Genomic DNA, 26,480 nt, shown 5'->3' on the forward strand with positions numbered 1-26,480 from the left:
TACTCGAAAAGGCTCTCCTTCCCTGGAGAGGACGAACCCCAGGAGCCGACCCGGCCCCTGGGGTTCGTTCGTGTCCGGGGGAAGTCAGGAGAACTGCAGGGAGCGCTTCGCCAGGCCGTGCCAGAAGCCGTCGATCACGGTGCGGCCGGAGCCCTCGTCCGAGCTGGCGCCGAGGGAGACGAACAGCGGCGCGAAGTGCTCGATCCGCGGGTGCGCGAGCGTCGCCGCCGGTGCCTTGTGCCGGAAGTCGAGCAGCGTGTCGACGTCGCCGCTGCGCAGGACCTCGTCGCCCCAGTGGTCGAACTCGGCCGACCACGCCGGCGGGGTGCCGTCGGTGGCGCGGGCCATCCCGCTGAGGTTGTGGGTGAAGAAGCCGCTGCCGACGATCAGCACGCCTTCGTCGCGCAGCGGCGCGAGCTTGCGGCCCAGGTCGAACAGCTCCTGCGGGTCGAGCGACGGCATCGAGACCTGCAGCACCGGGATGTCGGCGTCCGGGTACATCTCGACGAGCGGCACGTAGGCGCCGTGGTCGAGGCCCCGCTCCGGCGCGTCGTGCACCGGTGTGTCGGTGGAGCGAAGCAGCTTGCGCACCTTCGCGGCCAGCTCCGGTGCGCCGGGAGCCGCGTATTCCACCTGGTAGTAGCGCTCGGGGAAGCCCCAGAAGTCGTACACGAGCGGCACGGTCGTCGTCGCGCCGAGGGTCAGCGGCGCTTCCTCCCAGTGCGCCGACACGACGAGGATCGCGCGGGGCTTCGGCAGGTCGGCCGACCAGCCGGCGAGCTGACGGGTCCAGGTGGCGTCGTCGGCGAGCGGCGGGGCGCCGTGGCTGAGGTAGAGGACCGGGGTGCGGGTCATCGAGCGCTCCAGTGATTGAAAGTTCAACTACTAGAGTACTGGACGCCGGGAGGGCCCGGGATATTCCTCAGGCGGCTTCGAGGTTGGCCGCGCACCGCTCCAGCGTGCGGATCGTCGTCCGGTAGTCGTCGTCGCTCACGCCGCCGGTCGCGGCCGCGCGGAAGGCCTTCACCTGCTCCTCGACGCGGGCGTGCGCGGCGCGGCCCACTTCGGTGAGCTCACCGGTTTCGGCGACCCAGCCGCGGGCGCGCAGGTCGGCGACCTTCGGGGCCATCGAGCCCTCGGCGACGACGAACGGCGCCATGGCCGCGTCGACCTCCTCCGGCGTGCGGGCGCCGAGGGCGATCGTGTTGAGTACCTGCCAGTGCCGCCGGGTCAGCGATTCCGCTTCGAGGACCCGGGCCATGGAGGATTCGAGGAGCTCGTGGAGGTGGCGCAGCCACCAGCCGAGGGGTTTCATGAGGACTCCGATATGTCAGTGAACAACTGCATGTAAAAGTACATGCAGTTCGGAGGTGGAGCAACCATGACGGACGCGGTGGCCGACGTCGAGCGCGCGATGATCGCGATCCGCCGCGGCCAGCAGCGGCGGGCCCTGAGCCGGATCGGCAAGGCCAGGGGCCGCGGCGCGCACGACCCGGTGCACGAACTGCTCGACGTCGTCGAGGAGCTCGGCGACCGCGGCGAGCCCAGCACGGTGACGGCCTTGAGCGCGGCGATGGGCGTCGACCAGCCCCGCGCGAGCCGCCTGGTGGCGCGCGCGGTCGAGCAAGGGCTGCTTCGCCGCGAAGCCGATCAGCGTGACGGAAGGCGCGCGGTGCTCGTGCCGACCGAAGCCGGCCAGGCGCACCTCGACGAGCTGCACGCCTTCCGGCGCTCGGTGTTCGCCGAGGTCATGGCGGACTGGCCGGACGAGGACCGCGACACCTTCGGCCGCCTGCTCACCGCGTTCGTCCGCGGGTACGGCGCCCTCGGCTAGTCGTGCGAGAGGTCGACGAAACGGCTGTAGTGCAGCTGGTGCGCGACGGTGATCGTCGCCGTCGGGCCGGCACGGTGCTTGGCGATGATCAGGTCCGCCTCGCCGGCCCGCGGGTCGTCGCGCTCCCAGGCGTCCGGGCGGTTGACCAGGATGACGAGGTCGGCGTCCTGCTCCAGTGAGCCGGACTCACGCAGGTCGGACAGCATCGGGCGCTTGTCCGTGCGCTGTTCCGGACCACGGTTCAGCTGGCTGATCGCGATCACCGGGACCTCGATCTCCTTCGCCAGCAGCTTCATCTGCCGCGAGAACTCCGAGACTTCCTGCTGCCGCGACTCGACGCGCTTGCCGGACGTCATCAGCTGGAGGTAGTCGAGGACGACGAGCTTCAGGTCGTTGCGCTGCTTCAGCCGCCGCGCCTTCGCCCGGATCTCCATCATCGTCATGTTCGGCGAGTCGTCGACGAACAGCGGCGCTTCGGACACCTCGCTCATCCGGCGGGCCAGCCGCGTCCAGTCGTCGTCGGACATCTTGCCACCGCGCATGTCGGAGAGGCGGATCTTCGCCTCGGCCGAGAGCATGCGCATGACGATCTCGGTCCGGCTCATTTCCAGCGAGAAGATGACACTGGTCAGCCCGTGCTTGATGGACGCCGACCGGACGAAGTCCAGACCCAGTGTCGACTTGCCGACACCGGGGCGGGCAGCGACGATGATCATCTGGCCCGGGTGCAGGCCGTTGGTCAGCTCGTCGAAGTCGGTGAAGCCGGTCGGGATGCCCTGGGACTGGCCGCCGCGCGAGGCGATCGCGTCGATCTCGTCCATCGTCGGCTGCAGCAGCTCTTCCAGCGCGACGTAGTCCTCGCTGGTCCGGCGCTCGGTGACGTCGTAGATCGCGGCCTGCGCGCGGTCGACCACCTCGTCGATGTTCGCGCCGTCGGCCGCGGCCGCGCCGTAGCCGTACTGCACGATCCGGGTGCCCGCCTCGACGAGCCGGCGCAGCACGGCCTTCTCCGAGACGATCTCCGCGTAGTACCCGGCGTTCGCCGCCGTCGGCACCGTCGCGATCAGCGTGTGCAGGTAGGGCGCGCCGCCGACGCGGCCCAGTTCGCCGCGCCGCTCCAGCTCAGCCGACACCGTGATCGGGTCGGCCGGCTCGCCGCGGCCGTAGAGGTCGAGGATGCAGTCGTAGATCGCCTGGTGCGCGGGCCGGTAGAAGTCGTCGGGGCCGAGGGCCTCGATGACGTCGGCGACCGCGTCCTTGGACAGCAGCATGCCGCCGAGCACGGACTGCTCGGCCGCCATGTCCTGCGGCGGCTGGCGGTCGAACCCGCCGCCGCCACCGCCCCCGCCACCGCCGTCGGGCGGTGGTTCGCTCGGGCCCGGGTCGGACTCCGCGTACATCGGACTGCGGTCGTCGGTCAGCGCCACCGCCCCGGACACCTCCTCATCGTGTCGAACACCCGTTCGATTATGCCGGATCTTCGCTCTCGAAGCACGCGGCTCGTGCCGTGCTTCCCCGTCGCCCGGACCTCGTCACCGGAGATGATCGACGACAACGTCGACCGGCGGCCGCAGACACGCGGAGCGCCACGGTGAGTACAGGCCCGAGGCGGGACGCTAGATCCCCCACACGGCCGATGGCAATTCCGGGTGGGGAGCCTTCTGTGGACAACCTGGGGATGAATGGGGGTAACCAATCACAGGTGGCGTGAGAGCTGTGGACAAGTTGGGGACAAGCGTGATCGGTCTCCCGAAATCCCCAGGTCAAGCCATGTGAACAAGCTGTGGAGAACTTGCCGAAAACTCGTTCGGCGTGTCGCGTGAAGTCCGTCCTTCGGCGTGTCGTGGACCAATCCGGGCCCATTGACCCCCAGGGCCTGTGGATGAATATCACGCAGGGTAGAGCGGCCACCCGGTGGGCTGAACGGCGCGGGCATCAGGCCGCGGTGAGCCGGCCCTGTGCGCTGCGTAACCGGTCAGCGAGAACGCGCTGGTCGGCCGGGGTGAAGGCGATCCGGTTCTCCCCGCGCCCCGGAACCTCTTCGGTCAGCCACCGGCCTTCCGACGTATCGATGTAGTTCACCGGCCGTTCGATCCGGTGCCGCGCGCCGCTCCGGTTGCGGGCCGCGACGTAGAGGCTGCCGCTGCCCATCCGGCGCAACGCGAGGATCCGGCGGAGCTCGTCGGCCTCCTGCGAACCTTCGGCCGGGCGGTCGTTGCGGAGCACCGCGAACCCGTCGTCGTCGCGGCGAGCGGTTCCTTCGATCTGGCTCTTCGGCACGGTCAGCGGAGCACCGCGACCGGGCGCCAGCTTCGGGATCTGGCCGAGGAAGTCGTCGAGGAGTTCGCCGGGGCGCGAAGAGCCGAGCACGACGACGTCCATTTCCTCGTGCTTGGCGAGCACGAACGCCTCGCCGCCGGCGCTGCCGCCGAGCAGCCGGTAGCTGACCGGCTTGCCTTGGAAGCCGCCGTCGACCCAGCCGTAGTACTCCAGCTGCGGCCGCGCGATCGCCTCGACCGTCGCGACGAACCCGGGGTGCATGCCGCGCGGGCCGAACAGCCCGGCCTTGGCGAGTTCGGCGTTGACGCGCTCGTCTTCCTCGCGCTGGGCCTCGTCGCTGTACCAGGTCGGCGTCTCCGCGAGCACCGTGTGCGGCTCGCCGCCCCGGCGCCGGATGAGGTTGAGCAGGGTGCCGGTCGTGATCGTGACTTGCCTGTCCAGCACCGCTCTTCCCCCAGTCGAAAACAGTTCTCGAACCCGCTGAAAAGCCGGGCGCGCCCATCTTGGCACGCGCCCGGTGGCCCCGCGTGCGCTACTCGCCGATGACCGGCGGCGCGGTGAGCTCGTCGGTGCCGAAGATGTCGTTCGGGTCGTCGCCGAGGAGGTACTTCGACGTGCGTTCCTCGTCGCCACCGCCCTGGCCCTTGGCGCCGTGACCCATGCCGCCCATGCCACCCATCCCGGTGGCACCGGCCCGGCCGGCCCCCGCGCCGCCCGCGCCCACGGCACCACCGGCGGCGCCGGCGCCCATGCCGCCCCGGCCCGCGCCCGCCCCACCGGGCACGGCCGCGCCGGTCGAGCCGCCGGGCCCGAAGCCCCCGCCGCCCGGGCCGAAGCCCGCCGACGGGTCACCGATCCGGCCCGAGCCGCCGGGGCCGAAGCCCCCGCCGCCGGGGATCGAGAAGTCGCCCGCGCCACCCGAACCACCGGGACCGAACCCGCCGGCCCCGGGGATCTTCGGCGGCGTGAAGCCGGACGCGTGGGTGCCGTCGAAGTTCGGCGGGGTGTAGCTGCCGGGCCCGGGGATCTGCGACGGGTCGTAGTTCCCGCCGGGGATCTGCGACGGGTCGAACTTCGGCGTCTTACCGGGGTCGAAGCCCGGCACCTTCGACGGGTCGAAGCTGCCGCCGGGCGGCGTGGTCGGCTGGCCGCCGAAGGACGGCACACCCCCCGCGCCCGGCATGTTCACGCCGGGCATCGAGCCACCGCTGCCGCTGCCGCCGCCGGTCCCGGTGCCGTTCCCGTTGCCGTCGCCACCCGGCTTCTTCTTGCCGTCCTTGCCGCCGTCGACGTTCACGTTCTCCTGCTGGCCCTTGAGCGCGGAGTACGTCGGCAGCTTCTGGCCGTTGTCGTTGCTCGCCTTGTAGTAGGTGTTGAAGGCGTCGACGTTGGCCTGGCCCTTGGCGTTGTAGTCGCGGATCGCCCGGTCGGTGTCGGTCGTCCACGGCGTCACCGCGTTGAGCAGGTTGTTCTTCGGCGGGTCCTTCGGGACCTCCTGGACCTGCGTGTGCACGGTGGTGAAGGCGTTGTGCTGCTCGCCGAGGTACTTGTCGGACTCGGTCAGCTTGGTGCCGGAGTCCTCCATCCACACCCGCAGCGGGTGCGCGCCGGCGTTCTGCGCCGCGTCGGAGCCGCCGCCCGTCCAGGCCGCGTCCATGTCCTTGGCCAGGCCGTCGATGGTGCTGAGCCGCTCGGCGTAGGCACCCTTGAGCCGGCTCGCCGCCGACTGCCCGTTCGCGATCGAACCCGCGCCGGGACCGGTGGTGATCTTCTCCCAGATGTCGTAGCAGTCGATCTTGCGGTCGCCCTGCGCCGAGGTGTGGTCGTCGGAGTGCGTGGTGGCCATGTTGTAGGCGGCGAAGCCGCCCAGCAGCACCAGTTCCAGCATCTCAGCCTCCCAGGGTGTGGATCATCGCTTCGCCGAACTTCTGCGCGACCGAGCACGGGTCCGAAGCGCCGGCGCCGTCGTCGTACTGCACCAGGATGTTGACCGCGAGCTCGTCGGTCACCGCGACGAACAGGCCGCACTTGCCGCTCTTGCGGTCGTCGACCGCGGCGGCGTAGACGGCCGGGTAGCCGGCGGCCTGGGTCTCGCCCCAGTAGGCGTCGTTGGCCTTGGTGTCGTAGACGTCCTGGAGGCCGTTCTTGTTCGCCGTCACCGTGGTCACGTCGATCTGGTTGCCCGTGTCGGCGGTTTCGGTGAACGTGCAGCTCGGGCCGTTGCCCGTGGTTCGCGGCTCGCCTTCGCCGAGGCCCAGCTCGGAGCGCGTCGACGCGGACTGCGTCGCGCAGGCGTCCGAGGTGATCGACCCGGCGTTCAGCGGGCTCGGCACCCGCGGCGCGGTGTCGGCGACCGAGCGGGTCTCGCTGCTGGATTCGGCGGTCGACGGCGCCGCGTTGGCGGTGCCCCTGGTCTTCCCGCCGCACCCGGCGACGGCGAGCACGGCGCAGGCCAGTGCCGGGACGGCGAGCAGTCGTCGGTTCACGTGGCCTGGTTCCCCGTCTTCGCCATGTCGGCCTGGGTGTCCGACTCCTTGGTGGTGATCTTCTGCTTCGCCGCGGTCAGCGCGTCGATGTAGTTCGTGACGTATTCCTGCATCTTGCGGTTCTGCTCGAGGAAGGCCTGGCCGGACGGGTTCGCGAGCTTCTCCCAGTCCTCGCTGGCGAACTCCTTGCCGGGCGCCTTCACGTTCGCCATCAGGTTGGCGTCGTTGTAGTCGCGCTTCAGATCGGCCCGAAGATCCTGCCACTTCTTGATGACGGCGTCGATCTTGTCGGCGTCGAACGTGAAGCCACCGCCACCGGCCGGTGCTGACATGTTGACTTCATTGGCCATCCGGATCCATCCCCTTCGCGTCCCCGCCCATTCTCCTCCGACGCGGCCCGTGTGTCCGGGGTTCCCCCGAAACGCGTGAAGGCGGGCCGTCCACCAGGGACGACCCGCCTTCCACGAGGTACTGCCTTACTGCGCGACGGCCTTGACCTCGAGCCGCACGTCGACCTTCACGTCCGGGTGGAGCCGGGCGCCGACCGAGTGCTTGCCCACGGTCTTGATGTGGTCGCGGAGCTCGATGACCCGCTTGTCGAGCAGGGGGCCACCGGCCGCCTTGATCGCGTCGACGATCTCGCCGGCGGTGATCGAACCGAAGAGCTTCTTCGAGCCCTCGGCCGCCTTGCCGGTGAGCTGGATGGCGCCGAGGCCCTCCAGCGTCGCCTTGATCTCCTTGGCGTGGTCGAGGTCGCGGATGCGACGGCTCTCCTGCGCGCGCTGGATGGTGCGCACGTTCTTCTCCGCGCCCTTGGAGGCCACGATCGCGTAGCCCCGCGGGAGCAGGTAGTTGCGCGCGTAACCGTCCTTGACCTCGACGATGTCGCCGGGGCCGCCGAGGTTGGCCACGTCCGTGGTGAGGATGATCTTCGCCATTTCAGTGCCCTCCCTTAGCGCGCGGTCGAGGTGTAGGGGAGCAGCGCCATTTCGCGGGAGTTCTTGACCGCGATGGCGATGTCACGCTGGTGCTGGCTGCAGTTGCCGGTGACGCGACGGGCACGGATCTTGCCGCGGTCGGAGATGTACTTCCGCAGCAGGTTGGTGTCCTTGTAGTCGATCAGTTCCGGGCGGCCCTTCTTCTCGGCCTTGCAGAACACGCAGACCTTCTTCTTGGGCTTGCGGATGGGTGGCTTGGCCACTGTCTACTCCTGGTAATTCAAATCTTTGTGGATGTGTACGAGATCAGAAGGGGGGCTCGTCCGAGAAGCCGCCGCCGCCACCGCCGCCGGCCGGCGGGGCCGAGCCCCACGGGTCGTCGGCGGGCGCGCCGCCGCCACCGCCACGGTTGCCGCCGCCACCGCCGCCGCCGAAGTCACCACCGCCGCCGCCACCGCGGCTGACCTTGTTGACCTTGGCCGTGGCGTAGCGCAGCGAGGGGCCGATTTCGTCGACCTCGAGCTCGACGACGGTGCGCTTCTCGCCTTCCTTCGTCTCGAACGACCGCTGCTTCAGGCGGCCCTGCACGACGACGCGGGCGCCGCGGGTCAGGGACTCGGCGACGTTCTCCGCCGCCTGCCGCCAGATGTTGCAGCGCAGGAACAGCGCCTCGCCGTCCTTCCACTCACCCGACTGCTTGTCGAGCGTGCGGGGCGTGGACGCGACGGTGAAGTTCGCGACCGCCGCACCGGACGGGGTGAAGCGCAGTTCCGGGTCGGACGTCAGGTTGCCGATCACCGTGATGACGGTGTCTCCAGCCATCGGGGTTCCCCTTGGGCTCAGGCCTTGGCGGCAGCGGGCTTGGCCGCGGCGCGCTTGACCTCGCGGCGCATGACCTTGGTGCGGAGCACGGTCTCCTGCAGCGACAGCTGGCGGTCCAGCTCCTTCACCGCGTCCGAGGACGAGTTCAGGTCGAGCAGGGCGTAGATGCCCTCCGCGTGCTTCTTGATCTCGTACGAGAGGCGACGACGGCCCCAGACGTCGACCTTCTCGACGCTTCCGCCCGAAGTGCGGATCACGTTGAGGAACGTGTCGAGGGTCGGGGCGACCGTACGCTCGTCGAGCGTGGGGTCCAGGATGACCATTACCTCGTAATGGCGTGACACAACCACTCACCTCCTATGGGCTCGCGGCCACGGACTGTCCGTAGCAGGAGGGTTTGTCCAGGTAAGGCTACCTGGGGGTACCGGCAGGACCGGACGGCGGGGTCAGCTCGCGCGGCGCAGGACCCAGGTCCGCACCAGCCCGGCGGTCACCCCGGCCAGCACGATCACCGCGAGCAGCATCGGCAGCTGCACGTCGTTCGAAGCCCCGTTCGAGGCGAGCGACTGCGCGTTGCCAGCGTCCCGGATGTCGGCGCCCTGCCCGCTCTGGTCGCCGACCCCGGCCTGCGGCGCGGACGCGTCACCCGGAAGGGTGCCGTTCGCGGGGTACCGGACGCCCGGGGCGACGGCCGTGCCGGCGGTCGCGGTGGGGATGCCGCTGTAGTCGCGCATCGGCGCGCTGCCACCCGTGCCACCGGCGGTGCCGGGGTTCAGGTTGGAGAGGTTGCCGGACGTGCCGCCGGGAACGGTCCCGGTGCCGCCGCCGGCCTGCGGGGTGCCGCCGTTCGACTGGGTGGGCGTGCTGGGAGCGACGTAGTTGCCGGCGAGCAGCGTGAGGCCGCACCCCTTGGCGACCGTGCTCTCCACGCTGTTCAGCGTCTTGTTCGGGTCGAACCCGAGGCCCCACGTGCCGGAGTTCGCGAGTGCGGTGCGCACCGCCTTGCCGATCGCCGCGCCGGTGGCTTCGCCGCCCGCGGAGTTCGGCACCTGACCGACCGCGATGGCGTGGATCTTGGCGATGGAGTCGCCCGCCCAGCTCCCGACGGCCAGCGTGCCGGCGTTGTTGGCGCCGTTCGTGACCAGGGTCTTCACCGAAGCCCCGTCGATCGCGATCTGGTCGCCCATCTGGCCGGTGACCGTGCCGGTGCAGCTGGTGCTCACGACCTGCTGCGCGGCCGAGGCGGTGCCCGCGGAGAGGAACGCTCCCCCGGTCACGAAGGCGGCGACGGCGGTGACGGTCAGTGCGCGGCGGGTCGTCTGCCAGGTGGGGATCTTCCGCACGAGCACTGTCCTCCAGGGGAATTACGGGGGCGTCGTTCCAGGCAACACCAGGATCAACGAAGGAGATACGCGAAAGATACTCGGCAGTCGGGTCAATTCGCAGCGGCCATTCGGCGGAGCACCCAAGTGCGGACCAGGCCCGCGCTGACTCCGGAGAGTGCCAGGACCGCGATCAGCAGCGGCAGATTCGACACGTTCGTGAAACCGTCCGATGCGGACGGTAGCGCTTCGGCGCGGCCCGCCGTCTGGACGCCGGCACTGCCGTCGGCCGCGGTGGCGTCGGGGCCGGTGAGGCCGTACTGCGGGGCGTAACCCGGGATCTGGCTGCCGTACCGGATCGCCGGGGACGGGGTGAACAGGCCGGCCGTCGCGAACGGGATGCCGCTGTAGTCGCGCATCGGGGCGTAGCCGGTGCCGATACTGAACGGGAAGCCGCCGAACGCGGGGCTCGCGCCGCCGCCGGAGAAGCCGGGGAGCAGCGGGCTGTTCGCCTCGGGGATGCCGCCGGAGCCCTGCGGGGTGCCGCCCTGCTGCGGCGCACCACCGGTCCCGCCGGACGGCGGTTGCTGCGGGTTGCCGCCGGTGCCGGGCTGCGGGGACGACTGCTTGCCGCCACCGTTGATCGTGTTGAGGCCGCTCGTGCCGGCGGAGTTGAGCCCGTCCGCGGCCTGGTTGAGCGCGCTCGCGGCCGGTGCGCCGACCACCGGTACCGGCGAGACCACGGTGTTCACCACGTTGACCGTGACCTTGCAGACCGTGTTGAGCAGGCCACCCACGACGCTCGTGAGGACGGTGGTCGCCTGGCCGACGATGCCCAGGTCGATGGTGGGAATGCCGAGCAGCGAGCCCTGGATGTGGTCGCCGGGCTTGGCGGTCACCGTGCTGCCGCACGGCACCGTCTTCGTGTCAGCCGAGGCTGTGCCGGGCAGGCCGAGCACGGCCGAACCCGCGAGCACGAACGCCGTCGCACCGACCGCCGTTGCCCTCCGTGTCCGCTCCTGCATGCGCGCCGCCCCTGGTGTCGTGGCCTCTTTCCCAGGACAACGACGTTAGGGCAGCCGGGTAACGCCCGCGCGCTCAGAAATGTCCGGCATTCGAGTGGTAGCGGGGGTGACCCTGCGTCAAGGCGTCAGGCGGGACTGCGGCGGATCCACGCCCGGACGAGGGCCGCGGCCACGATCGCGAGGGCCAGGACCGCCAGCAGCATCGGGAGTTTCGCCGGCGGCGTGATGGCGGGCAGCGCCTCCGCGGTGCCGGACTTCTCGGCGTCGACCGTCGGGACCTGCTGGCCCGGGATGATCTGCGCGACCACCGGGGCCTGCACCAGGCTGCCCGGCAGCAGCGCGGCGTTGGTGAAGATGCCCGAGATCGCGTCGCCCGGCAGGCCCGCGTTGCCCGGTCCCGTGGTCACCGGGCCGGTGCTGTCGCCCGGCGGGTTCTGCCCCGGCGGCACCGGGGACGGCGGCGCGGGCTGCGGCGGGTTCGGGGACGGCGGCGACGGCGGGGCCGGTGGGAGCGGCAGCGGGGGCAGGTCCGCGCCCTGCACGACGCCGCCGACCGTGTTGACGACGCCCTGCGCGGCCGGGCAGACGGCCTTGGCCGCCGCGTCGCCGACCACCGGGACCTCGCCGATGCCGAGCGCCTTCACGGTGTCGCCCACCGGGAGGGTGAGCAGCGGGGCCGTGCCGTTCGTGTTCCGCGCGCTCGAGTCGAGGCCGATCGTCAGCTGGTTCGGCGAGTTCAGCGGGGCGCCGGCGTCGAGCACGAGGCCCGTCTTCGCGTCGCGGGCCTGGCCGTTCTGCAGCGTGGCCGCGCAGTCGCCGCCGAGGGTCGGGCTGGTGTCCGCGCTCGCGATGCCCGGCATCGCCAACGTGGCGGACGCGGCGAAGGTGAATCCCAGTGCGGTGATCCGGGTGAGCTGCTTCCCCATCGATGCCCTCCGGCAGTCGGACCAATCTGGATCACGGAACGCGCTCACGGTACTCCACGAGCGTCACCAACCGGTCCCGCAGGGGAAAAGAGAGCCCGGAGTAGCGTGCTCGGCATGCTGATTGGCGCCCATGTCCGTGACGACGACCCGTTGACCGCGGTCGCCGAGCGCAAAGCCGACGTCGTCCAGTTCTTCCTCTCGGACCCGCAGGGCTGGAAGGCCCCGAAGCCCCACCCCCACGGCGAGGCCATCGCGGCCGACCCCGTCGAGGTGTTCATCCACTCGCCGTACCTCATCAACGTGGCTTCGCTGAACAACCGGATCCGGATCCCCTCCCGCAAGAACGTCACGCAGCACGCGGACGGTGCGGCGGCCATCGGCGCCAAGGGCCTGATCGTGCACGGCGGGCACGTCGGCGCGAACGACGACGCCGAGGCCGGCCTCGACAACTGGCGCAAGCTCTTCGAGCGCGAGCAGGAGAAGGGCGGCTTCAAGGTCCCGATCCTGATCGAGAACACCGCGGGCGGCGAGAACGCGATGACCCGCGACCTCGACGTCATCGCCCGGCTGTGGGACAAGGTCGGCGAGTTCGGCGCCGGGTTCTGCCTGGACACCTGCCACGCGTTCGCCGCGGGCTGGGACCTCGCGACCGCCGTCGAAAAGGTCAAGGCCATCACCGGCCGGATCGACCTGGTGCACCTCAACAACTCCCGCGACGAGTTCGGCTCGACCCGCGACCGGCACGCCAACGTCGTCGAGGGCGAAGGCACGATCGACCCCGAGGTGCTGGCCGAGGTGGCCCGCGCGGCGGGTGCGCCGGTCGTCGTCGAGACCCCGGCCGACGGCCAGGCCGCCGACATCGCCTACCTGCGGGAAAAGCTCGGTTAGACGGCCACGGCCTTCCGGCGGCGCCTGGTGGCGTTCGGGATGATCACGTCCCGGGCGCCGTCGAGGAAGCCGCCGGCCGGGTCGTCGTCGCCCGCCAGCCGGACCAGGTCCGTCGAGGGGCGGTAGATCTCCCGGACGATCAGCACGCACAGCCCCACGACGGCCAGGTCGCGCACCACGACCGTGCCGAGGAACCAGCCTTCGGGCAGGCCCTTGTGGTCGACGCCGAGGTAGTAGAACATCCGCGGCACCCAGACCAGCGCGTCGATCAGCATCCAGCCCAGCAGCAGCCGCCAGCGCGGGATGGCCAGCACCGCCAGCGGCACCAGCCACAGCGAGTACTGCGGGCTCCACACCTTGTTCGTCAGCAGGAACGCGGCCACGACCAGGAACGCGAGCTGGCCGACGCGCGGCCGTCGCGGAGCGGCGAGCGCGAGGTACGCGATCCCCGCGCAGCAGGCCAGGAACAGCACGGCCACCGTGAGGTTCAGGTACGCCGGCGTCTGGTTCTTCTGCAGCACGCCGTCGAACCCGGCCCAGCCCGTCGTGTACGAGAGGACGTTGTACAGCGAGTCCGGGTCCATCGGCCGCAGGGTGTTCATCCGGAAGAACTCCCACCAGCCGCGGGTGGCGGTGAGGATGAACGGCGCGTTCACCACCAGCCACGTCACGACGGTGGCGCCCGCGGTCTTCCAGAACGGCGTCAGCTTCCCCGCGCGCAGGCACAGCACGAACAGCACGCCGAGCAGGAACAGCGGGTAGAGCTTCGCCGTCGCGCCCAGGCCGAGCAGGAGCCCGGCGAGCAGCGGCCGCTTGCGCGCCCAGGCCAGCAGGCCGGTCGCGGTGAACGCGGTCGCGATCGCGTCGAAGTTGGTGAAGGCGTGCACCAGCACCAGCGGTGAGATCGCCACCAGCACCATGTCCCACGGCCGGCGTTTCATCGTCCGGCCGGTCGCCCAGACGGTGACGAGCCAGGCGAGCGCCAGGAACAGCGCCGTGAGGTCGAAGTAGATGGCCACCGGCAGCCCGCCGGGCAGCCAGCCGGCCTCGGCGACGTGGTACCAGCCCGCCGCGAGCTTCGCGTTCGCCCACTGGAAGAGGCCGGTGAACACCGGGTACTCCATGTACCGGGTGCCGTTCTCCGCCGTTTGGGAGTTCTCCTTCCACGACGTGTAGTACGGGAAGGTGCCCGGCCGGTCGAGCCGCTCGGAGCTGTAGAGCGGCACGATGTCGGAGTAGCACATCGCGACGAACGGGCGGCCCGCGCGCCAGTCGAGCTGGGTGGCGCCGCTGGAGTCCTGGTACTGCTGGATGCAGGACCCCTTGCCGAACCAGCAGAGCATCAGCGCGAGCGTGGCCAGCAGCAGCCCGACGCGCTGGGGCGACCAGAACCAGTGCCTGCCGACCGCCGCGTGCTCACCGAGCGGGCCGCCGACGGGTCTGGTGACCGCCGCCGCGAGTGGCTCGTTCCAGCTCGGGACGACCCGGTCGGCCCGGGTCAGCGTCACGGGGCCGGGGTCCGGCTCGCGCGTGGTCTCCTCTGGCACGAGGCGGATCGTATCGGTGATCGCCGAGCGCGGCGGTGAAGCCGGTGATCATGCCGGATTCGCGTAGTACGAGGCCAGGACCTCGGCGGCGGCGCCGCGGGTCACGAGCTCCTCGCCGGAGGTGTCTTCGACGACCTCGATCCGCTGCCAGTGCGGCAGCGGCAGCAGCTCCTCGAGCCGGGCGGAAACGGCTTCCCGGTGCACGTCCGGTTCGTCCCGCACCGCGCGGCCGGCCAGCACGATCCGCTCCAGGTCGAGCACCTGGACGAGGTCGGCGAGCCCGATGCCGAGGTAGCCGGCGGCGGCCCGCGTGTCCGGTGCCCGCTTGGCCATGATCTCGACGCAGCCGCGTCGCCCGCAGGCGCAGACCGGCCCGTCGTAGGCGATCGTGGTGTGCCCGAACTCACCCGCGTTGGTGCGCGGGCCGCGGTAGAGCCGCCCGTCGATCAGCAGGCCGACGCCGATGCCGGTGCCGACGAGCACCACCGCGGTCGCCGTCGGCTCGCCGTGCGGCCAGAGCCGGGCGAACGCGGCCGCGTTGGTGTTCTTGTCGAGCGACACCGGCAGCCCGGTGCGCTTCTCCAGCAGGTCACGCAGGGGGACGTCGTGCCAGCCCGGCATGTTCGTCGCGTCGCGGACCAAGCCGGCGAGGTGGTCCAGCGGGCCGACCGCGCCCAGGCACAGGCCGAGCACGTCGAAGCCGTCGGCGAGCTCGAGCGCGGCGGTGCCGATGGCCTCGACCGCCTGCTCGGGCGTGAACCCGGGCGGCAGCGGGCCGCCCGCCGTCTCCTCGACCTCGCCGATGAGGTTGGTGCGCAGCACGCGGAACTCGTCGCGGTCGAGCCGCGCGCCGAGCGCGTGCCGGGCGCCGGGCCGGACGGTCAGCAGCGTGCGCGGCTTGCCGACCCCGGCCGACGGCTGGCGCTGCTCGTCCAGCAAGCCGGCGTCGAGGAGTTCGGGCACGATCTTGGAGACGGCCTGCTGGGTGAGCCCGGTGCGTTCGGCCAGCTCGACGCGGCTGAGGCCACCGGCGCGCAGGATGTGCGTGAGCAGCAGGGCGCGGTTGTGCTCCCGCACGCCGCGCAGGTTGACCCCGGTGTCCGCCATGGACAGGATCTTCGCACGCCTGGCCAATTACGCAACAGTGTTGTTTAATGGCGGGCATGAGTGACTTGCGCGTGGGTGTTCTCGGCTACGGCATCGGCGGACGCGTCTTCCACGCCCCGCTGGTGGCGGCGACGCCCGGCCTCACCCCCGCGGTGATCACGACGTCGTCCAACGCCGCGCAGGCGCGCACCGACCACCCCGGCGCGGAGGTCGTGCCGGACGCCGACGCGTTCTTCGCGCTCGCGGACGAGCTCGACCTCGTCGTGGTCAGCACGCCCAACCGCACGCACGTGCCGCTCGCGCTGCGGGCGATCGAGGCCGGCCTGCCGGTGGTCGTCGACAAGCCCTTCGCACCCACCGCGGCCGAGGCCGAGCGGGTCGTCGCCGCGGCGAAGGCGGCGGGCGTCGGCCTGACCGTGTTCCAGAACCGGCGGCTCGACTCCGACTTCCTCACCGTCCGGAAGGTCCTCGAGTCCGGCAAGCTCGGCGAGATCTTCCGCTTCGAGTCCCGCTACGACCGCTGGGTGCCCAAGCCCAAGGACAACTGGCGCGAGTTCGGCGACCCGGCCGAGGCCGGCGGCCTGCTCTACGACCTCGGCGCGCACATCGTCGACCAGGCGCTGCAGTTGTTCGGCCCGGTCACGCGCGTCTACGCCGAGGTCGACCGCCGCCGCGCCGGCGTCCAGGTCGACGACGACGTCTTCGTCGCGCTGCACCACGCGAACGGCGTCCGCTCGCACCTGTGGGCGAGCGCGCTCGCGGGCACCCTGAACCCGCGCTTCCGGGTGCTCGGCGACCAGGCGACCTTCACCAAGTACGGCCTCGACGTGCAGGAACCGCAGATCAAGGCGGGCATGCGCCCGGGTGACGACGCGTGGGGCGTCGAGCCGGCGTCCGACGCGGGCAAGATCGGCGTCGGCAACGACACCAAGACCGTCCCCACCGAGACCGGCCGCTACGAGTCGTTCTACGCGCAGGTGCGCGACGCGCTGCGCGGCGAAGGCGAGTTCCCGGTCGACCCCGAGTCGTCGGTCGCGGCCCTGCGCGTGATCGAAGCCGCGCACCGCTCCGGCGTCGAAGGCGCAGTGGTCGCCCTCTGACCGGCCGTGACCTCGGTGACCCCCAGCTCCGAGGTCACGGCCTCCTTCGGCCGCGCTGCTGGTCCTGCAGCTCCTGCAGCCGCTGCTGGAATTCGCGGATCCGGTCCAGCTGGTCGTTCTGCTGCCGGTTGCCGCCGTCGCCGAACTGGACCGAGTCCCGCTGATCGCGCTGTTGTTGCTGCGGCGGCGGCGGTTGCTGGACCTGCACCCGGTCCTGCGGCGAGCTGATCGCGGCGACGCGGTCGAAGCGCTCCCCCGGCCGGCCGCTCAGGTAGAGCTGCATGAACCGGTCCCAGATCGGGCCGGCGAGCGTCGAACCGAACAGCGGGGCGCCACCCGGGCCGCGGAGGGCCTTGTCGCCGTCGCCGCCCACCCAGACCGCGGCCGACACCGAAGGCGTGTAGCCCACCATCCACGTCTGGGAGTTCGCGTTGGCCGCCGACGCGGGTTCGTCGTTCTGCGGCGTGTGCTGCTGCGTCCCCGTCTTGCCCGCGCATTCGTGACCGGTCGGGCAGGTCAGCCGGGAGAACTGGATCACCGGCGCCAGTGCCGCCGTCACGTTCCCGGCGATCTGCGCGCTCTTCTGCGTGTCGTTGTCGGCGAACGCGTCGGCCGAGCGGAGCTTCGCCTCGTACGCGGTTTCGCCGTTCGCGTTGGTCACCTTCTGCACGAAGTGCCGGTCGCGCTGGACGCCGCCCGCGGCGAAGGTCGCGTACGCCGAGGCCATGTCGGACGGCGTCACCTGCGTGCCGCCCCCGCCGATGGAGATGTTGTTGTCGCCGGTGAACAGCTCGCTGCGGCCGCCGTTGTCCTTCGTCCGGATACCCGCCTCCCGCGCCGCTTCCGCCACGCCGGCCGGCTTCGTCACGTTGAGGACCATGTCGTAGAACACCGTGTTCGTGGACCGCTGCATCGCCTCGGAGACGGTGCACTCCTGCGAGCAGCTGCTGCTGTCGCCGGCGTTGCGGATCGGGAGGTCGACGCCGGGGAACGTGCGCGGGGACGTGCCGTCGAACCGCGCGTCGAGGCCCCGGCCGAGCTTGAGGAACGCCGCCAGATCGAACGGCTTCATCGACGACCCGGGGTTGTGCGCCTCGTCGGCCCAGTCGCGCCCGGCTAGGTCCTCGCCGTTCGGGCCCTTCACGATCGCCTCGCCGCCGTGGTAGGCGAGCACGCCGCCGGTCTTCGGGTCGACGGCGACCAGCGCGTTGAGGATCCGGTCGTCGGTCTGGCCGTCCATCCCTTCGGCGACCGCCTTTTCGGCGGCCTGCTGCGCCTGCGGGTCGATCGTGGTGAACACCTGGAACCCGCCCGAGTAGTACTGCTTCTCGTCGATGCCCTGCGCGGCCAGCTCGGCCTTGACCTGCTTCTTGATGAACGGGTTCAGCGCGCCGGCCTGCCTGCTCTCGCGCAGCGGGATCGGCGTCGGGAACTTCGCGGCGGCGCGCTGGGCCGTCGTCAGGTAGCCGTTCTTCAGCATCCGGTCCAGCGCCGTCGTCCACCGGTTCGTCGCGACGGCCGTGTTTTCCGAGCGGCCCGGCTGCTGGATCAACCCGGCGAGCAGCGCGGCCTGCGAGTAGTCGAGCTGGCCCGCGTCCTTGCCGAAGTACGCCTGCGCGGCGGCCTGGATCCCGTAGGAGCCGCGGCCGAAGTAGATGATGTTGAGGTAGGCGGTGATGATGTCCGCCTTGTCGTAGGTCTGGTTCATCTTGAACGACTTCGCGAGCTCGGCCCACTTGCGGGTCAGCGTCGGATCGTCGTCGCCGGAAGCGTTCTTGATGTACTGCTGGGAAATCGTCGACCCGCCGCCGGAACCGCCGGTGACCTGGTTGTAGGCCGCGCGCAGGATGCCGCCGACGTCGAAGCCGGAGTTCGTCTCGAAGGACGCGTCTTCGGTGGCGATCACGGCTTTCTTGACGACGTCCGGGATCTGGTTCGCCGCCAGGATCTGCCGGTTGCCGCCGGTGGGCACGTCCTTGCCCATCTCGGTGCCGTCGCTGAACAGGTACGTGACGGCCTGGCCCTGCGCCTGCGCGATCGTTTCCGGCGAGGGGACGTCGACGGCGAGGTAGGTGATCGCGAAGGCGATCCCCGGGACGGCGAAGAACAGGCCCGCGGCCACGTACCCGATCCGCCGGACCCGCCGCCACCGCCGTCGTCGCAGGTCCTGGGCGGTGAGCGGCCGCGGCCGCCGCGGTGGCTCGCCCGCGCGCTGCCGGATGATCGGCACGGTCGGCGGCTCGTCCGGCTCGGTCCCGTTGTGCGCGTGGTGGGTGATCAGCTCGGGCTCGCTGCCCAGCAGCCCGGCGCGGGGCGCGGGCCGCCGGGCGCGACGGCGACGGGGGTCGGGCTGCCGGTCGTGGTTCACGGGCCGTCCTCCACGGTGGGCTGCGGACGCAGTCCTCTCGGGAGGCACACGTACCACCGCCCACCGTGGTTCAGCCGGCTACTCCTCCGGGTCCGGCGTACCGGTCGGAGTCTCCTTCGGGGTCGTCGACGGCTTCGTGTGCTTCGGCGGGGTCGACGGCTTCGACTCCTCGCCGGTCGGGGTGCCGCCGGTCTGGTCGCCGTTGTCCCCGTCGTTTCCGTTCTCGCCGGTCGGGGCCGATTCCGTCGTCGGCGCCACGTCGGACGACGGCGGGGGCGCGACCGCACCGCCGATGCGGTCGACCTTGTCGAAGCGCTCGCCCGGCTTGCCCGTCAGGTACAGCGACAGGAACTTCTGCCACATCGGACCGGCGATCGTGGAGCCGTAGATCGGCGAGTTGTTCTTGCCGTGCAGCGGCTTGTTGCCGTCACCGCCGACCCAGGCCGCCACCGAGACCGACGGCGTGTAGCCGACCATCCAGGTCTGCGAGTTCGCGTTCGCCGCCCACGCCGGCTCACCCGCGGTCTTCGTGTGCTGCTGCGTACCGGTCTTGCCGGCGCACTCGTGGCCGTTGGGGCACTTCAGCTTCGAGAACCCGATGACCGGCTTCAGCGCTTCGGTGACGTTGCCGGCGATCTGCCGGCTCTTGTCCGAGTCGCTGTCGAACACGGCCTTGGCTTCGGTCGGGGCCTCCCACGCGACTTCGCTCTGCGCGTTGGTCACCTTGAGCACGAAGTGCCGTTGGCGCTGCTGGCCGTTCGCCGCGAAGGTCGCGTACGCCGCGGCCATGTCCAGCGGCGTGATCTGGGTTTCGCCGCCGCCGAGGGAGATGTTGTTGTCCTTGGTGGAGATGATCGACTGGCCGCCGTCCTCCTTGACCTTGACGCCGGCCTCCTTCGCGGCTTCCTTGACCGGGCCCTGCTTGGTGTCGTGCAGGACCATGTCGTAGAACACGGTGTTCGCCGAACGCTCCATCGCTTCGGCGACGGTGCACTGCTGCGAGCAGCTGCTGCCCGGGCCGGCGTTGCGCACGACGCGGCCGTCGAAGACGCGGTTGTTGGAGCCGTCGTAGGTGGTGTCGAGTCCCTTGCCCATCTTGAGCAGCGCGGTGAGGTCGAACGGCTTCATCGACGAGCCCGGGTTCTGCGGGGTGTCCGCCCAGTCGCGCCCGGCCTGGTCCTGCCCGTTGACCTGCACGATCGGCTTGCCGCCGTAGTAGGCGAGCACGCCGCCGGTCTTCGGGTCGACGGCGACGAGCGCGTTGAGCAGGTTGTCGTCGACCTGGTTCTTCATCGCGTCGGTCGCGGCCTGCTCGGCGGCCTGCTGCGCCTTCGGGTCGATGGTCGTCTGGACCACGAAACCGCCGGAGTAGTAGCGGTCTTCCGAAATGTCGTGCGCGGCCAGCTCTTCCTTCACCTGCTGCACGACGAACGCGGGCGGCGCGCCGGCCTGCTGCTTGCTGTCCTCCAGCGGGATCGGCGTCGGGAACTGCGCCGCCGCGCGGTCGGCCGCGGAGATGTAGTTGTTCTTGACCATCCGGTCCAGCGCGGTGTTCCAGCGGTCGTTCGCGACCTTGGGGTTCTCCGACCGGCCCGGTTGCTGGATCAGGCCCGCGAGCAGCGCGGCTTCCGAGAAGCTGAGGTCCTTGGCTTCCTTGTGGAAGAAGGCCTGCGACGCCGCGCCCACCCCGTACGCCCCGCGCCCGAAGTAGATGATGTTCAGGTACGCGGTGATGATGTCCTTCTTCTCGTACGTCTGGTTCATCTTGAAGGACTTGGCCAGCTCGGTCCACTTGCGCGTCAACGTCGGGGCGTCGTTGTCGGTGGCCTTCTTGATGTACTGCTGCGAAATCGTCGAACCACCGCCGGTCCCGCCGGTGGCCTGGTTGTAGACCGCGCGCAGCAGGCCGCCGACGTCGAAGCCCGAGTTGGTCTCGAAGGAGTCGTCCTCGGTCGCGATCGCCGCGTGCTTCATGACGTCGGGGATCTGCTCGGGCGTCAGCAGCACCCGGTTGCCACCGCGCGGCACGTCCTTGCCCATCGGCGAACCGTCGGCGAAGAGGTAGGTCACCGCCTGGCTCTGGTTCTGCGCGACCTCGGTCGGCGAGGGCACGTCGACCAGGAAGTACGTGACGACGAACGCGATCGCGGGCAGCACGAAGAACAACCCGAAGAACCCGTAGGCGACCCGCCGGATGATCTTCCAGCGGCGCTTCTTGCGCTGTTCCGGGGTGAGGACCGGCTTGCCGTCTTCGGGCTGCTCGACGTCGTCGTAGCCGCCCGGCTCCTCGTACGCGTGGTGCGTCATCAGCTCGGGGCCGCCGCTCATCGGCGGCGGCTCGGGCCGGTACCCCCGCGGCTGCTGCGGCGGTTGCTGCTGCCAGGGCTGCTGCGGCCGGCGCGGCGGCTGCCCGTTCGGGCCCTGCGGTCCGGACGGCCCACGACGGCGCGGATCAGGACCCTGGCCCGGCGGCCAGGAGCGGGATCGATCGTCGGGCACGGGGCAGTCCTCCAGGTTCGCGGGCAGCGACAACCGCCACCCCTTTAGGAATGGACGCGCAGCACCCCGCCGGGTTGCCGGTGATCACCCCGAAAACGACTCAGGGCCCTCCGCGCGATCGCGGAGGGCCCTGAGGGGGCTAGCCCGGGCCGGCGCCCGGTGGAGCAGCGACTCCGCCACCACCACCCTGGTTGTTGCCCAGCGGGAACGTCGGCGTTTCGCCAGGTCCGGGCCGGGTCGGCCGGGTCCGCGACGTCGGCGTTTCCGTGTCGGTCTTCGTCGGCTCGGTGCTGGGCGACGACTCCGTGGTGGTCGGCGGGGTCGTCGTGGTCGGCGTTTCCGGCGGCTTCGTCGGCGTCGTGGTCACGTCGTTGACGTCCTTGCCGATCGGCGCGACCTTGTCGAACTTCTCCGCCGGTTTGCCCTTGAGGTAGAGGTTCATGAAGTTCTGCCACGTCGGACCGGCGATGGTCGCACCGAAGATCGGTTTGTTCTTCGGGTCGTGCAGCGGCTTGTTGCCGTCGCCGCCGACCCAGACCGCGGCCGACACCGACGGGGTGTAGCCGACCATCCAGGTCTGCGCGTTGCGGTCCTTGTACGCCGCCGGGTCGTCGTCCTTGGCGGTGTACTGCTGCGTACCGGTCTTGCCGGCGCACTCGTGGCCGGTCGGGCACTTCAGCTTCGAGTGATCGATGACCGGCACCAGCGCCTCGGTGAGGTTGCCGGCGATCTGCTGGCTCTTGGCCGCGTCGTCGGAGAACGCCGGGTTGGTCTTGATGTTGTTCTCGTCGAACTCGACTTCGTCCTGCTTGTTCGTGAGCTTCGAGACGAAGTGCTGCTCGTGGTAGGTGCCGCCGTTGGCGAACGACGCGTACGCCGCCGCCATGTCCTCCGGCGTCACGGCCGTGCCACCACCGCCGAGCGAGATGTTGTTGTCGTCGGTGTAGAGGACGCTCTTGCCGTCCGGCGCGACCTTGACCCCGGCTTCCTTCGCCGCTTCCGCGACCCGCGACGGCTTCGTCACGTTCAGGACCATGTCGTAGAACACGGTGTTCGCCGAGATCTCCATCGCTTTCGCGACGGTGCAGTCCTTGCCGCAGCTCGCGCTGTCACCCGCGTTTCGGACCGTGCGGCCGCCGAGCACCCGGTTGTTCGAGCCGTCGAACGTCTCGCCGAGGCCCTTGCCCATCTTGAGGAACGCCGCGAGGTCGAACGCCTTCATCGACGAACCCGGGTTCCGCGCCTGGTTCGCCCGGTCCTGGCCGATCTGGTCCTTGCCGTTCGCGTCCTTCACCAGCTCCGGCCCGCCGTAGTAGGCGATCACGCCGCCGTTCTTCGGGTTGACCGCGACCAGCGCGTTGAGCAGGTTCTCGTCGGTCTGGCCCTTCATGCCCTCCTGGGAGGCCTGCTCCGCCGCGGCCTGCGCCGCCGGGTCGATCGTGGTGTAGATCTTCGCTCCGGTCGAGAACAGCCTGTTCTCGTCGTAACCCTTCGCCGCCAGCTCGTCCTTGATCCGCTGCTGGAGCTGGTAGGTCATCTTCCCGGAGTTTTCCTCCTTGTTCGCGTTCTTCGCGATCGGCGTCGGGAACTGGGCGGCGGTGCGCTCGTCCGCCCGCAGCCACTTGTTGGCGACCATCTGGTCCATCACGTACGTCCAGCGCTGCAGAGCGTACTTCTGGTTCTCCGAGCGGCCGGGGCCCTGGATCAGGCCGGCCAGCAACGAGGCTTCGGACGCGTTGAGGTCCTTCGCGTCCTTGTTGAAGTACGCCTTCGCGGCCGCCTGGATGCCGTTCGCGCCGCGGCCGAAGTAGACGATGTTCAGGTAGGAAGTGATGATCTCTTCCTTGGACTGCTGGTTGTTCATCTTGAACGACTTCGCCAGCTCGGTCCACTTGCGGGTCAGCGTCGGGGCGTCGTTCTGCGTGGCCTGCTTGATGTACTGCTGGGAGATGGTCGAACCACCGCCCTGGCCACCGGACACCTGGTTCCAGACCGCGCGCAGGATGCCGGTGACGTCGAAGCCCGAGTTGGTCTCGAACGTCGCGTCTTCCGCCGAGTACACGGCGTGCTTGACGACGTCGGGGACCTCGCCCGGCTTGAGCAGCTGGCGGTCGCCGCCCGGCGGGAGCTCGCGGCCCATCACCTGGTTGCCGGCGTCGTAGTAGGTGATCGGCTGGTTCTGCAGCGACTTGATGCTCTCCGGCGTCGGCACGTCGACCAGGAAGTACGTGATGACGAACGCGATCGCGGGGACCACGAAGAACAGGCCGACGAAGGCATACGCCACCCGCCGGACGATCTTCCAGCGGCGCTTCTTCTTCTGCGCCGGCGTCAGGATCCGCTTGCCCTTTCCGTCGAGCTCGTCCTGGGGCTCGACGTCGTCGGCGAACTCGTTGAACGCGGCGTCCTCGTAGCCGTCGTCGTACGGGTCGCGCCCGAAGTCGTCGGTGCCGTTGTGCGCGTGGTGGGTGATGAGGTCCGGCTCACGGCCCGGGGGCGGCACCGGCCGGCCGCCGCGCGGCTGGCGGAAACCCTCCGGCGGCGAAGCGGGCGGGCCCTGCTGGGGACGCTGCCCGGTCGGCGGGACGGCCCGCCGCGGCGGCATGCCCTGCTGCCCGCGGGGACGCTGCGGTCGCCGGGGCGGCTCTTCACCCGGCCACTGCGGGCCGCCTTCGTCGCCGGACGGCCACTCGGGCGCGCCACCGCCGCCACGCGGGTTGCCGCGGGGCGGGGTGTTGCGCTGAGGTCGGCGGGGGGCTTCTTCGCCGGGCCACGCCGGTCCGGGGTCTTCCCCCGGCCACTGGCCGGACTGGGCACGGCGAGGTGCATCTGGCTCCTGGCCGGGCCAGGAGCGGTTGCGGTCGTCGTTCACGAATGGGCCTCCCAGACCGGCGCCCGGTAGCGCGCCGTTCTGCGCTCTTCAGCGGTTGTGTTCCAGCTCACCGGCCCGCGGTCCTCCGTGGACCGTCGGCCGGCTCCCCCGTACCGAGGACGTACGACCGGACCAGGTGGTTCCAGTGGCACGCCCGGCACACTTCGACGTCGTACACGGTGAACTCGGCGAACATGCCGGCCATCCTGGCCAGCTCTTCGGGTGTCCTCGCCGAACCCGCGACGTGCTTGAGTTCGTCACCGTAGACCCAGGACACCAGGGTCAGCGGTTCCTGGCGGCAGATCGGGCAGGGCTGGTCACCGGCCCGGCCGTGGAACTTCGCCGCCCGCAGCAGGTACGGGCTCGCGTCGCAGGCTTCGTAGCCGCCGACGCGCCCGGAGCGGACTTCGGCGAGCAGCGCACGGCGCTGCAACGCGTAGTCCACGACCTGCCGCTGGTTAATCACCAGGACAGAGTACGGGCTCTTCCTGTGTGGTCCACGCCCCCTAGCGCGACCAAGTGCCCGACCGGGGCGGACACGCCGGACGTTCGATAACTCTCCGGTGAATTTCGCCCGCACTGAGTAGACGGTCGAGGTTAGCTTCGCCACTTCGATGTATCGGCGCGATATAGTGGCTGAGTAGGTTGGATCGAGGCGACCCGTTCGGAGCAACGTCCGTCGCCCCGGTTTGTTCCCGGAAGGGGGTGCGGTGTGCTGGAGTTCGCGATCCTGGGTCTTCTGCACGAAGCGCCCATGCACGGGTACGTGCTGCGCAAGCGGCTGCACGAGACGCTCGGCACGCTCCGGACGTTCTCGTACGGCTCGCTGTACCCGACCCTGCGGAAGCTGCTGCGGGCCGGGTACCTGGTCGAAGAGCTGGACGAGGCCGACGACCGGGCGTGGTCGCGGCGCGGACGGCGGGTCTACAAGCTCACCGCGGAGGGCAAGGAGCGCTTCGGTGAGCTGCTCGGCGACGCCGGGCCGCAGACCTGGGACGACGAAGGCTTCGGTGTTCACCTGGCCTTCTTCTCGCGCACCCCGGCCGACGTGCGGATGCGGATCCTCGAGGGCCGCCGCCGCCGGGTCGAGGAGCGCCGCGAGGGATTGCGGGCGGCGCTGTCGCGGGCCGAGGAGAAGATCGATCGCTACACCCGCGAGCTGCACCGGCTCGGGCTGGAGACCAGCGAGCGGGAGGTGCGCTGGCTCAACGAGCTGATCGCGCACGAACAAGCCGAGCGGCAGGGTCCGGAAACCTGAGCCGCCCGGCGCGGGCCGCAGCGTCGCGGCACCTGACCTACTGAACAGACACGGATTGAAGGAGAAACCCCCATGGGCGAGAACCGCCGCGTACGGGTGGCCATCGTGGGCGTCGGCAACTGCGCGGCGTCGCTGGTCCAGGGAGTCCAGTACTACCGCGACGCGGACCCGGCCACCCGCGTCCCCGGTCTGATGCACGTCGACTTCGGCGGGTACCACGTCCGCGACATCGAGTTCGTCGCCGCGTTCGACGTGGACGCCAAGAAGGTCAGCCGCGACCTGTCCGAGGCGATCTTCGCCTCGGAGAACAACACCATCAAGATCGCCGACGTGCCGCCGCTCGGCGTCACCGTCCAGCGCGGCCACACCCACGACGGCCTCGGCCGCTTCTACCGCGAGACGATCGAGGAGTCCGACGAGACCCCGGTCGACATCGTCGCGGCGCTGCGCGAGGCCGAGGCCGACGTGCTCGTGTCGTACCTGCCCGTCGGCTCCGAGGTGGCGGACAAGTTCTACGCCCAGGCCGCGATCGACGCCGGCGTGGCGTTCGTCAACGCGCTGCCCGTGTTCATCGCCTCCGACCCCGAGTGGGCGAAGAAGTTCGAAGACGCCGGCGTCCCGATCGTCGGCGACGACATCAAGTCCCAGGTCGGCGCCACCATCACGCACCGCGTGCTGGCGAAGCTGTTCGAGGACCGCGGCGTCCAGCTCGACCGGACGATGCAGCTCAACGTGGGCGGGAACATGGACTTCCTGAACATGAAGGAGCTCGAGCGGCTCGAGTCGAAGAAGATCTCGAAGACCCAGGCCGTCACCTCGCAGGTCGACCGCGACCTCGGCAAGGGCAACGTCCACATCGGACCGTCGGACTACGTGCAGTGGCTCGACGACCGCAAGTGGGCCTACGTCCGGCTCGAGGGCCGCGCCTTCGGCGACGTGCCGCTGAACCTGGAGTACAAGCTCGAGGTGTGGGACTCGCCGAACTCGGCGGGCATCATCATCGACGCGGTCCGCGCGGCGAAGATCGCGAAGGACCGCGGCATCGGCGGTCCGATCCTGTCGGCCTCCTCCTACTTCATGAAGTCGCCGCCGGAGCAGTACGACGACTCGACCGCGCGCGACGCCGTCGAGAAGTTCATCCGCGGCGAGATCGAGCGGTAGGACAGACCTGCTCCAAGAAGGCCGTCACCGCTGGTGGCGGCCTTTTT

25 protein-coding genes are annotated in these 26,480 nt (G+C 70.3%); 5 read left to right on the top strand and 20 right to left on the bottom strand.

What is annotated here, in order from left to right:
* Positions 1–84: 84 nt before the first annotated feature.
* Positions 85–855: a dioxygenase gene (locus ACLJQM_RS35295; RefSeq protein WP_410634687.1), complete on the bottom strand. Its 771-nt coding sequence runs from the start codon at positions 853–855 to the stop codon at positions 85–87.
* 67 nt (positions 856–922) lie between these two features.
* Entirely contained in the window at positions 923–1,315 is a 393-nt protein-coding gene (locus ACLJQM_RS35300; protein ID WP_410634688.1) for a helix-turn-helix domain-containing protein, read from the bottom strand.
* A gap of 66 nt (positions 1,316–1,381) precedes the next feature.
* On the opposite strand from ACLJQM_RS35300, the gene ACLJQM_RS35305 reads away from it, so the two are divergent.
* Positions 1,382–1,834, top strand: a complete 453-nt coding sequence (locus tag ACLJQM_RS35305; protein WP_247016401.1) for a MarR family winged helix-turn-helix transcriptional regulator — start codon at positions 1,382–1,384, stop codon at positions 1,832–1,834.
* Here ACLJQM_RS35305 and dnaB read toward each other — a convergent pair.
* The 12 genes from dnaB to ACLJQM_RS35365 form a co-directional block, all read right to left on the bottom strand.
* Positions 1,831–3,261, bottom strand: a complete 1,431-nt coding sequence (gene dnaB / locus ACLJQM_RS35310) for a replicative DNA helicase (protein ID WP_360778138.1) — start codon at positions 3,259–3,261, stop codon at positions 1,831–1,833. The two genes, ACLJQM_RS35305 and dnaB, sit on opposite strands and share 4 nt — an antisense overlap.
* Positions 3,262–3,769: 508 nt before the next feature.
* Positions 3,770–4,558 (bottom strand): ESX secretion-associated protein EspG, encoded by a 789-nt coding sequence (locus ACLJQM_RS35315; RefSeq protein WP_247016403.1) that lies wholly within the window; start codon positions 4,556–4,558, stop codon positions 3,770–3,772.
* A gap of 88 nt (positions 4,559–4,646) precedes the next feature.
* Positions 4,647–6,002 carry a hypothetical protein gene (locus ACLJQM_RS35320; RefSeq protein WP_410634690.1) on the bottom strand — a complete coding sequence of 452 codons (1,356 nt, stop codon included), beginning with the start codon at positions 6,000–6,002 and terminating at the stop codon, positions 4,647–4,649.
* A gap of 1 nt (position 6,003) precedes the next feature.
* A complete protein-coding gene (locus tag ACLJQM_RS35325) occupies positions 6,004–6,600 on the bottom strand; it encodes a DUF3558 domain-containing protein (RefSeq protein WP_410634692.1) in 597 nt (198 codons plus the stop codon).
* Positions 6,597–6,950, bottom strand: coding sequence for a hypothetical protein (locus tag ACLJQM_RS35330; protein WP_315863238.1), 354 nt, complete (start codon positions 6,948–6,950; stop codon positions 6,597–6,599). The genes ACLJQM_RS35325 and ACLJQM_RS35330 overlap by 4 nt, the downstream gene beginning before the upstream one ends.
* A 126-nt stretch (positions 6,951–7,076) precedes the next feature.
* On the bottom strand, positions 7,077–7,538 hold the full coding sequence (gene rplI / locus ACLJQM_RS35335; RefSeq protein WP_003098743.1) for a 50S ribosomal protein L9: 462 nt from the start codon (positions 7,536–7,538) through the stop codon (positions 7,077–7,079).
* A gap of 14 nt (positions 7,539–7,552) precedes the next feature.
* Entirely contained in the window at positions 7,553–7,801 is a 249-nt protein-coding gene (rpsR, locus tag ACLJQM_RS35340; RefSeq protein ID WP_003098744.1) for a 30S ribosomal protein S18, read from the bottom strand.
* Between the two features lie 43 nt (positions 7,802–7,844).
* A complete protein-coding gene (locus tag ACLJQM_RS35345; RefSeq protein WP_360778056.1) occupies positions 7,845–8,360 on the bottom strand; it encodes a single-stranded DNA-binding protein in 516 nt (171 codons plus the stop codon).
* Positions 8,361–8,377: 17 nt separating this feature from the next.
* Positions 8,378–8,704: a 30S ribosomal protein S6 gene (gene rpsF, locus ACLJQM_RS35350; protein WP_176742059.1), complete on the bottom strand. Its 327-nt coding sequence runs from the start codon at positions 8,702–8,704 to the stop codon at positions 8,378–8,380.
* A 102-nt stretch (positions 8,705–8,806) separates the two neighbouring features.
* Positions 8,807–9,709 carry a hypothetical protein gene (locus ACLJQM_RS35355; protein WP_410634693.1) on the bottom strand — a complete coding sequence of 301 codons (903 nt, stop codon included), beginning with the start codon at positions 9,707–9,709 and terminating at the stop codon, positions 8,807–8,809.
* 86 nt (positions 9,710–9,795) lie between these two features.
* Positions 9,796–10,707 (bottom strand): hypothetical protein, encoded by a 912-nt coding sequence (locus ACLJQM_RS35360; RefSeq protein ID WP_410634694.1) that lies wholly within the window; start codon positions 10,705–10,707, stop codon positions 9,796–9,798.
* Between the two features lie 125 nt (positions 10,708–10,832).
* On the bottom strand, positions 10,833–11,633 hold the full coding sequence (locus ACLJQM_RS35365; RefSeq protein WP_360778050.1) for a hypothetical protein: 801 nt from the start codon (positions 11,631–11,633) through the stop codon (positions 10,833–10,835).
* 114 nt (positions 11,634–11,747) lie between these two features.
* Here ACLJQM_RS35365 and ACLJQM_RS35370 point away from each other — a divergent pair, with 114 nt between their 5' ends.
* A complete protein-coding gene (locus ACLJQM_RS35370; RefSeq protein ID WP_247016419.1) occupies positions 11,748–12,521 on the top strand; it encodes a deoxyribonuclease IV in 774 nt (257 codons plus the stop codon).
* Here the strand turns inward: ACLJQM_RS35370 and ACLJQM_RS35375 are convergent.
* Both ACLJQM_RS35375 and ACLJQM_RS35380 read right to left on the bottom strand, forming a co-directional pair.
* Positions 12,518–14,068 (bottom strand): glycosyltransferase family 87 protein, encoded by a 1,551-nt coding sequence (locus tag ACLJQM_RS35375; protein WP_410634695.1) that lies wholly within the window; start codon positions 14,066–14,068, stop codon positions 12,518–12,520. The genes ACLJQM_RS35370 and ACLJQM_RS35375 overlap by 4 nt on opposite strands.
* A gap of 48 nt (positions 14,069–14,116) precedes the next feature.
* A complete protein-coding gene (locus tag ACLJQM_RS35380; RefSeq protein ID WP_360778136.1) occupies positions 14,117–15,175 on the bottom strand; it encodes an ROK family transcriptional regulator in 1,059 nt (352 codons plus the stop codon).
* Between the two features lie 56 nt (positions 15,176–15,231).
* Here ACLJQM_RS35380 and ACLJQM_RS35385 point away from each other — a divergent pair, with 56 nt between their 5' ends.
* Positions 15,232–16,275 carry a Gfo/Idh/MocA family oxidoreductase gene (locus ACLJQM_RS35385; protein WP_410634696.1) on the top strand — a complete coding sequence of 348 codons (1,044 nt, stop codon included), beginning with the start codon at positions 15,232–15,234 and terminating at the stop codon, positions 16,273–16,275.
* A gap of 34 nt (positions 16,276–16,309) precedes the next feature.
* Here the strand turns inward: ACLJQM_RS35385 and ACLJQM_RS35390 are convergent, their stop codons facing one another.
* From ACLJQM_RS35390 to ACLJQM_RS35405, 4 genes are all read right to left on the bottom strand, one after another.
* Positions 16,310–18,643 carry a transglycosylase domain-containing protein gene (locus ACLJQM_RS35390; protein ID WP_410634697.1) on the bottom strand — a complete coding sequence of 778 codons (2,334 nt, stop codon included), beginning with the start codon at positions 18,641–18,643 and terminating at the stop codon, positions 16,310–16,312.
* A 78-nt stretch (positions 18,644–18,721) separates the two neighbouring features.
* Positions 18,722–20,971, bottom strand: coding sequence for a transglycosylase domain-containing protein (locus tag ACLJQM_RS35395; RefSeq protein ID WP_410634828.1), 2,250 nt, complete (start codon positions 20,969–20,971; stop codon positions 18,722–18,724).
* A gap of 310 nt (positions 20,972–21,281) precedes the next feature.
* Positions 21,282–24,014 carry a transglycosylase domain-containing protein gene (locus ACLJQM_RS35400; protein ID WP_410634698.1) on the bottom strand — a complete coding sequence of 911 codons (2,733 nt, stop codon included), beginning with the start codon at positions 24,012–24,014 and terminating at the stop codon, positions 21,282–21,284.
* A 67-nt stretch (positions 24,015–24,081) separates the two neighbouring features.
* On the bottom strand, positions 24,082–24,480 hold the full coding sequence (locus tag ACLJQM_RS35405) for a DUF5318 domain-containing protein (protein WP_247016431.1): 399 nt from the start codon (positions 24,478–24,480) through the stop codon (positions 24,082–24,084).
* Between the two features lie 246 nt (positions 24,481–24,726).
* Between ACLJQM_RS35405 and ACLJQM_RS35410 the strand changes: the two genes are divergently transcribed.
* Entirely contained in the window at positions 24,727–25,272 is a 546-nt protein-coding gene (locus ACLJQM_RS35410) for a PadR family transcriptional regulator (protein WP_086856499.1), read from the top strand.
* A gap of 72 nt (positions 25,273–25,344) precedes the next feature.
* Positions 25,345–26,433, top strand: a complete 1,089-nt coding sequence (locus ACLJQM_RS35415; RefSeq protein WP_247016433.1) for an inositol-3-phosphate synthase — start codon at positions 25,345–25,347, stop codon at positions 26,431–26,433.
* Positions 26,434–26,480 lie beyond the last annotated feature (47 nt).

It is taken from the genome of Amycolatopsis sp. cmx-4-83, assembly GCF_046548815.1.
In the GTDB taxonomy this organism is placed as follows: domain Bacteria; phylum Actinomycetota; class Actinomycetes; order Mycobacteriales; family Pseudonocardiaceae; genus Amycolatopsis; species Amycolatopsis pretoriensis_A.

What these genes read in the sequence shown, in the direction of transcription:
- ACLJQM_RS35295 (WP_410634687.1), bottom strand. Translation starts at nt 855, where the DNA reads ATGACCCGCACCCCGGTCCTCTACCTCAGCCACGGCGCCCCGCCGCTC.
- ACLJQM_RS35300 (WP_410634688.1), bottom strand. Translation starts at nt 1,315, where the DNA reads ATGAAACCCCTCGGCTGGTGGCTGCGCCACCTCCACGAGCTCCTCGAA.
- ACLJQM_RS35305 (WP_247016401.1), top strand. Translation starts at nt 1,382, where the DNA reads ATGACGGACGCGGTGGCCGACGTCGAGCGCGCGATGATCGCGATCCGC.
- ACLJQM_RS35320 (WP_410634690.1), bottom strand. Translation starts at nt 6,002, where the DNA reads ATGCTGGAACTGGTGCTGCTGGGCGGCTTCGCCGCCTACAACATGGCC.
- ACLJQM_RS35330 (WP_315863238.1), bottom strand. Translation starts at nt 6,950, where the DNA reads ATGGCCAATGAAGTCAACATGTCAGCACCGGCCGGTGGCGGTGGCTTC.
- rplI (WP_003098743.1), bottom strand. Translation starts at nt 7,538, where the DNA reads ATGGCGAAGATCATCCTCACCACGGACGTGGCCAACCTCGGCGGCCCC.
- ACLJQM_RS35345 (WP_360778056.1), bottom strand. Translation starts at nt 8,360, where the DNA reads ATGGCTGGAGACACCGTCATCACGGTGATCGGCAACCTGACGTCCGAC.
- ACLJQM_RS35360 (WP_410634694.1), bottom strand. Translation starts at nt 10,707, where the DNA reads ATGCAGGAGCGGACACGGAGGGCAACGGCGGTCGGTGCGACGGCGTTC.
- ACLJQM_RS35365 (WP_360778050.1), bottom strand. Translation starts at nt 11,633, where the DNA reads ATGGGGAAGCAGCTCACCCGGATCACCGCACTGGGATTCACCTTCGCC.
- ACLJQM_RS35370 (WP_247016419.1), top strand. Translation starts at nt 11,748, where the DNA reads ATGCTGATTGGCGCCCATGTCCGTGACGACGACCCGTTGACCGCGGTC.
- ACLJQM_RS35380 (WP_360778136.1), bottom strand. Translation starts at nt 15,175, where the DNA reads ATGGCGGACACCGGGGTCAACCTGCGCGGCGTGCGGGAGCACAACCGC.
- ACLJQM_RS35385 (WP_410634696.1), top strand. Translation starts at nt 15,232, where the DNA reads ATGAGTGACTTGCGCGTGGGTGTTCTCGGCTACGGCATCGGCGGACGC.
- ACLJQM_RS35395 (WP_410634828.1), bottom strand. Translation starts at nt 20,971, where the DNA reads ATGAGCGGCGGCCCCGAGCTGATGACGCACCACGCGTACGAGGAGCCG.
- ACLJQM_RS35415 (WP_247016433.1), top strand. Translation starts at nt 25,345, where the DNA reads ATGGGCGAGAACCGCCGCGTACGGGTGGCCATCGTGGGCGTCGGCAAC.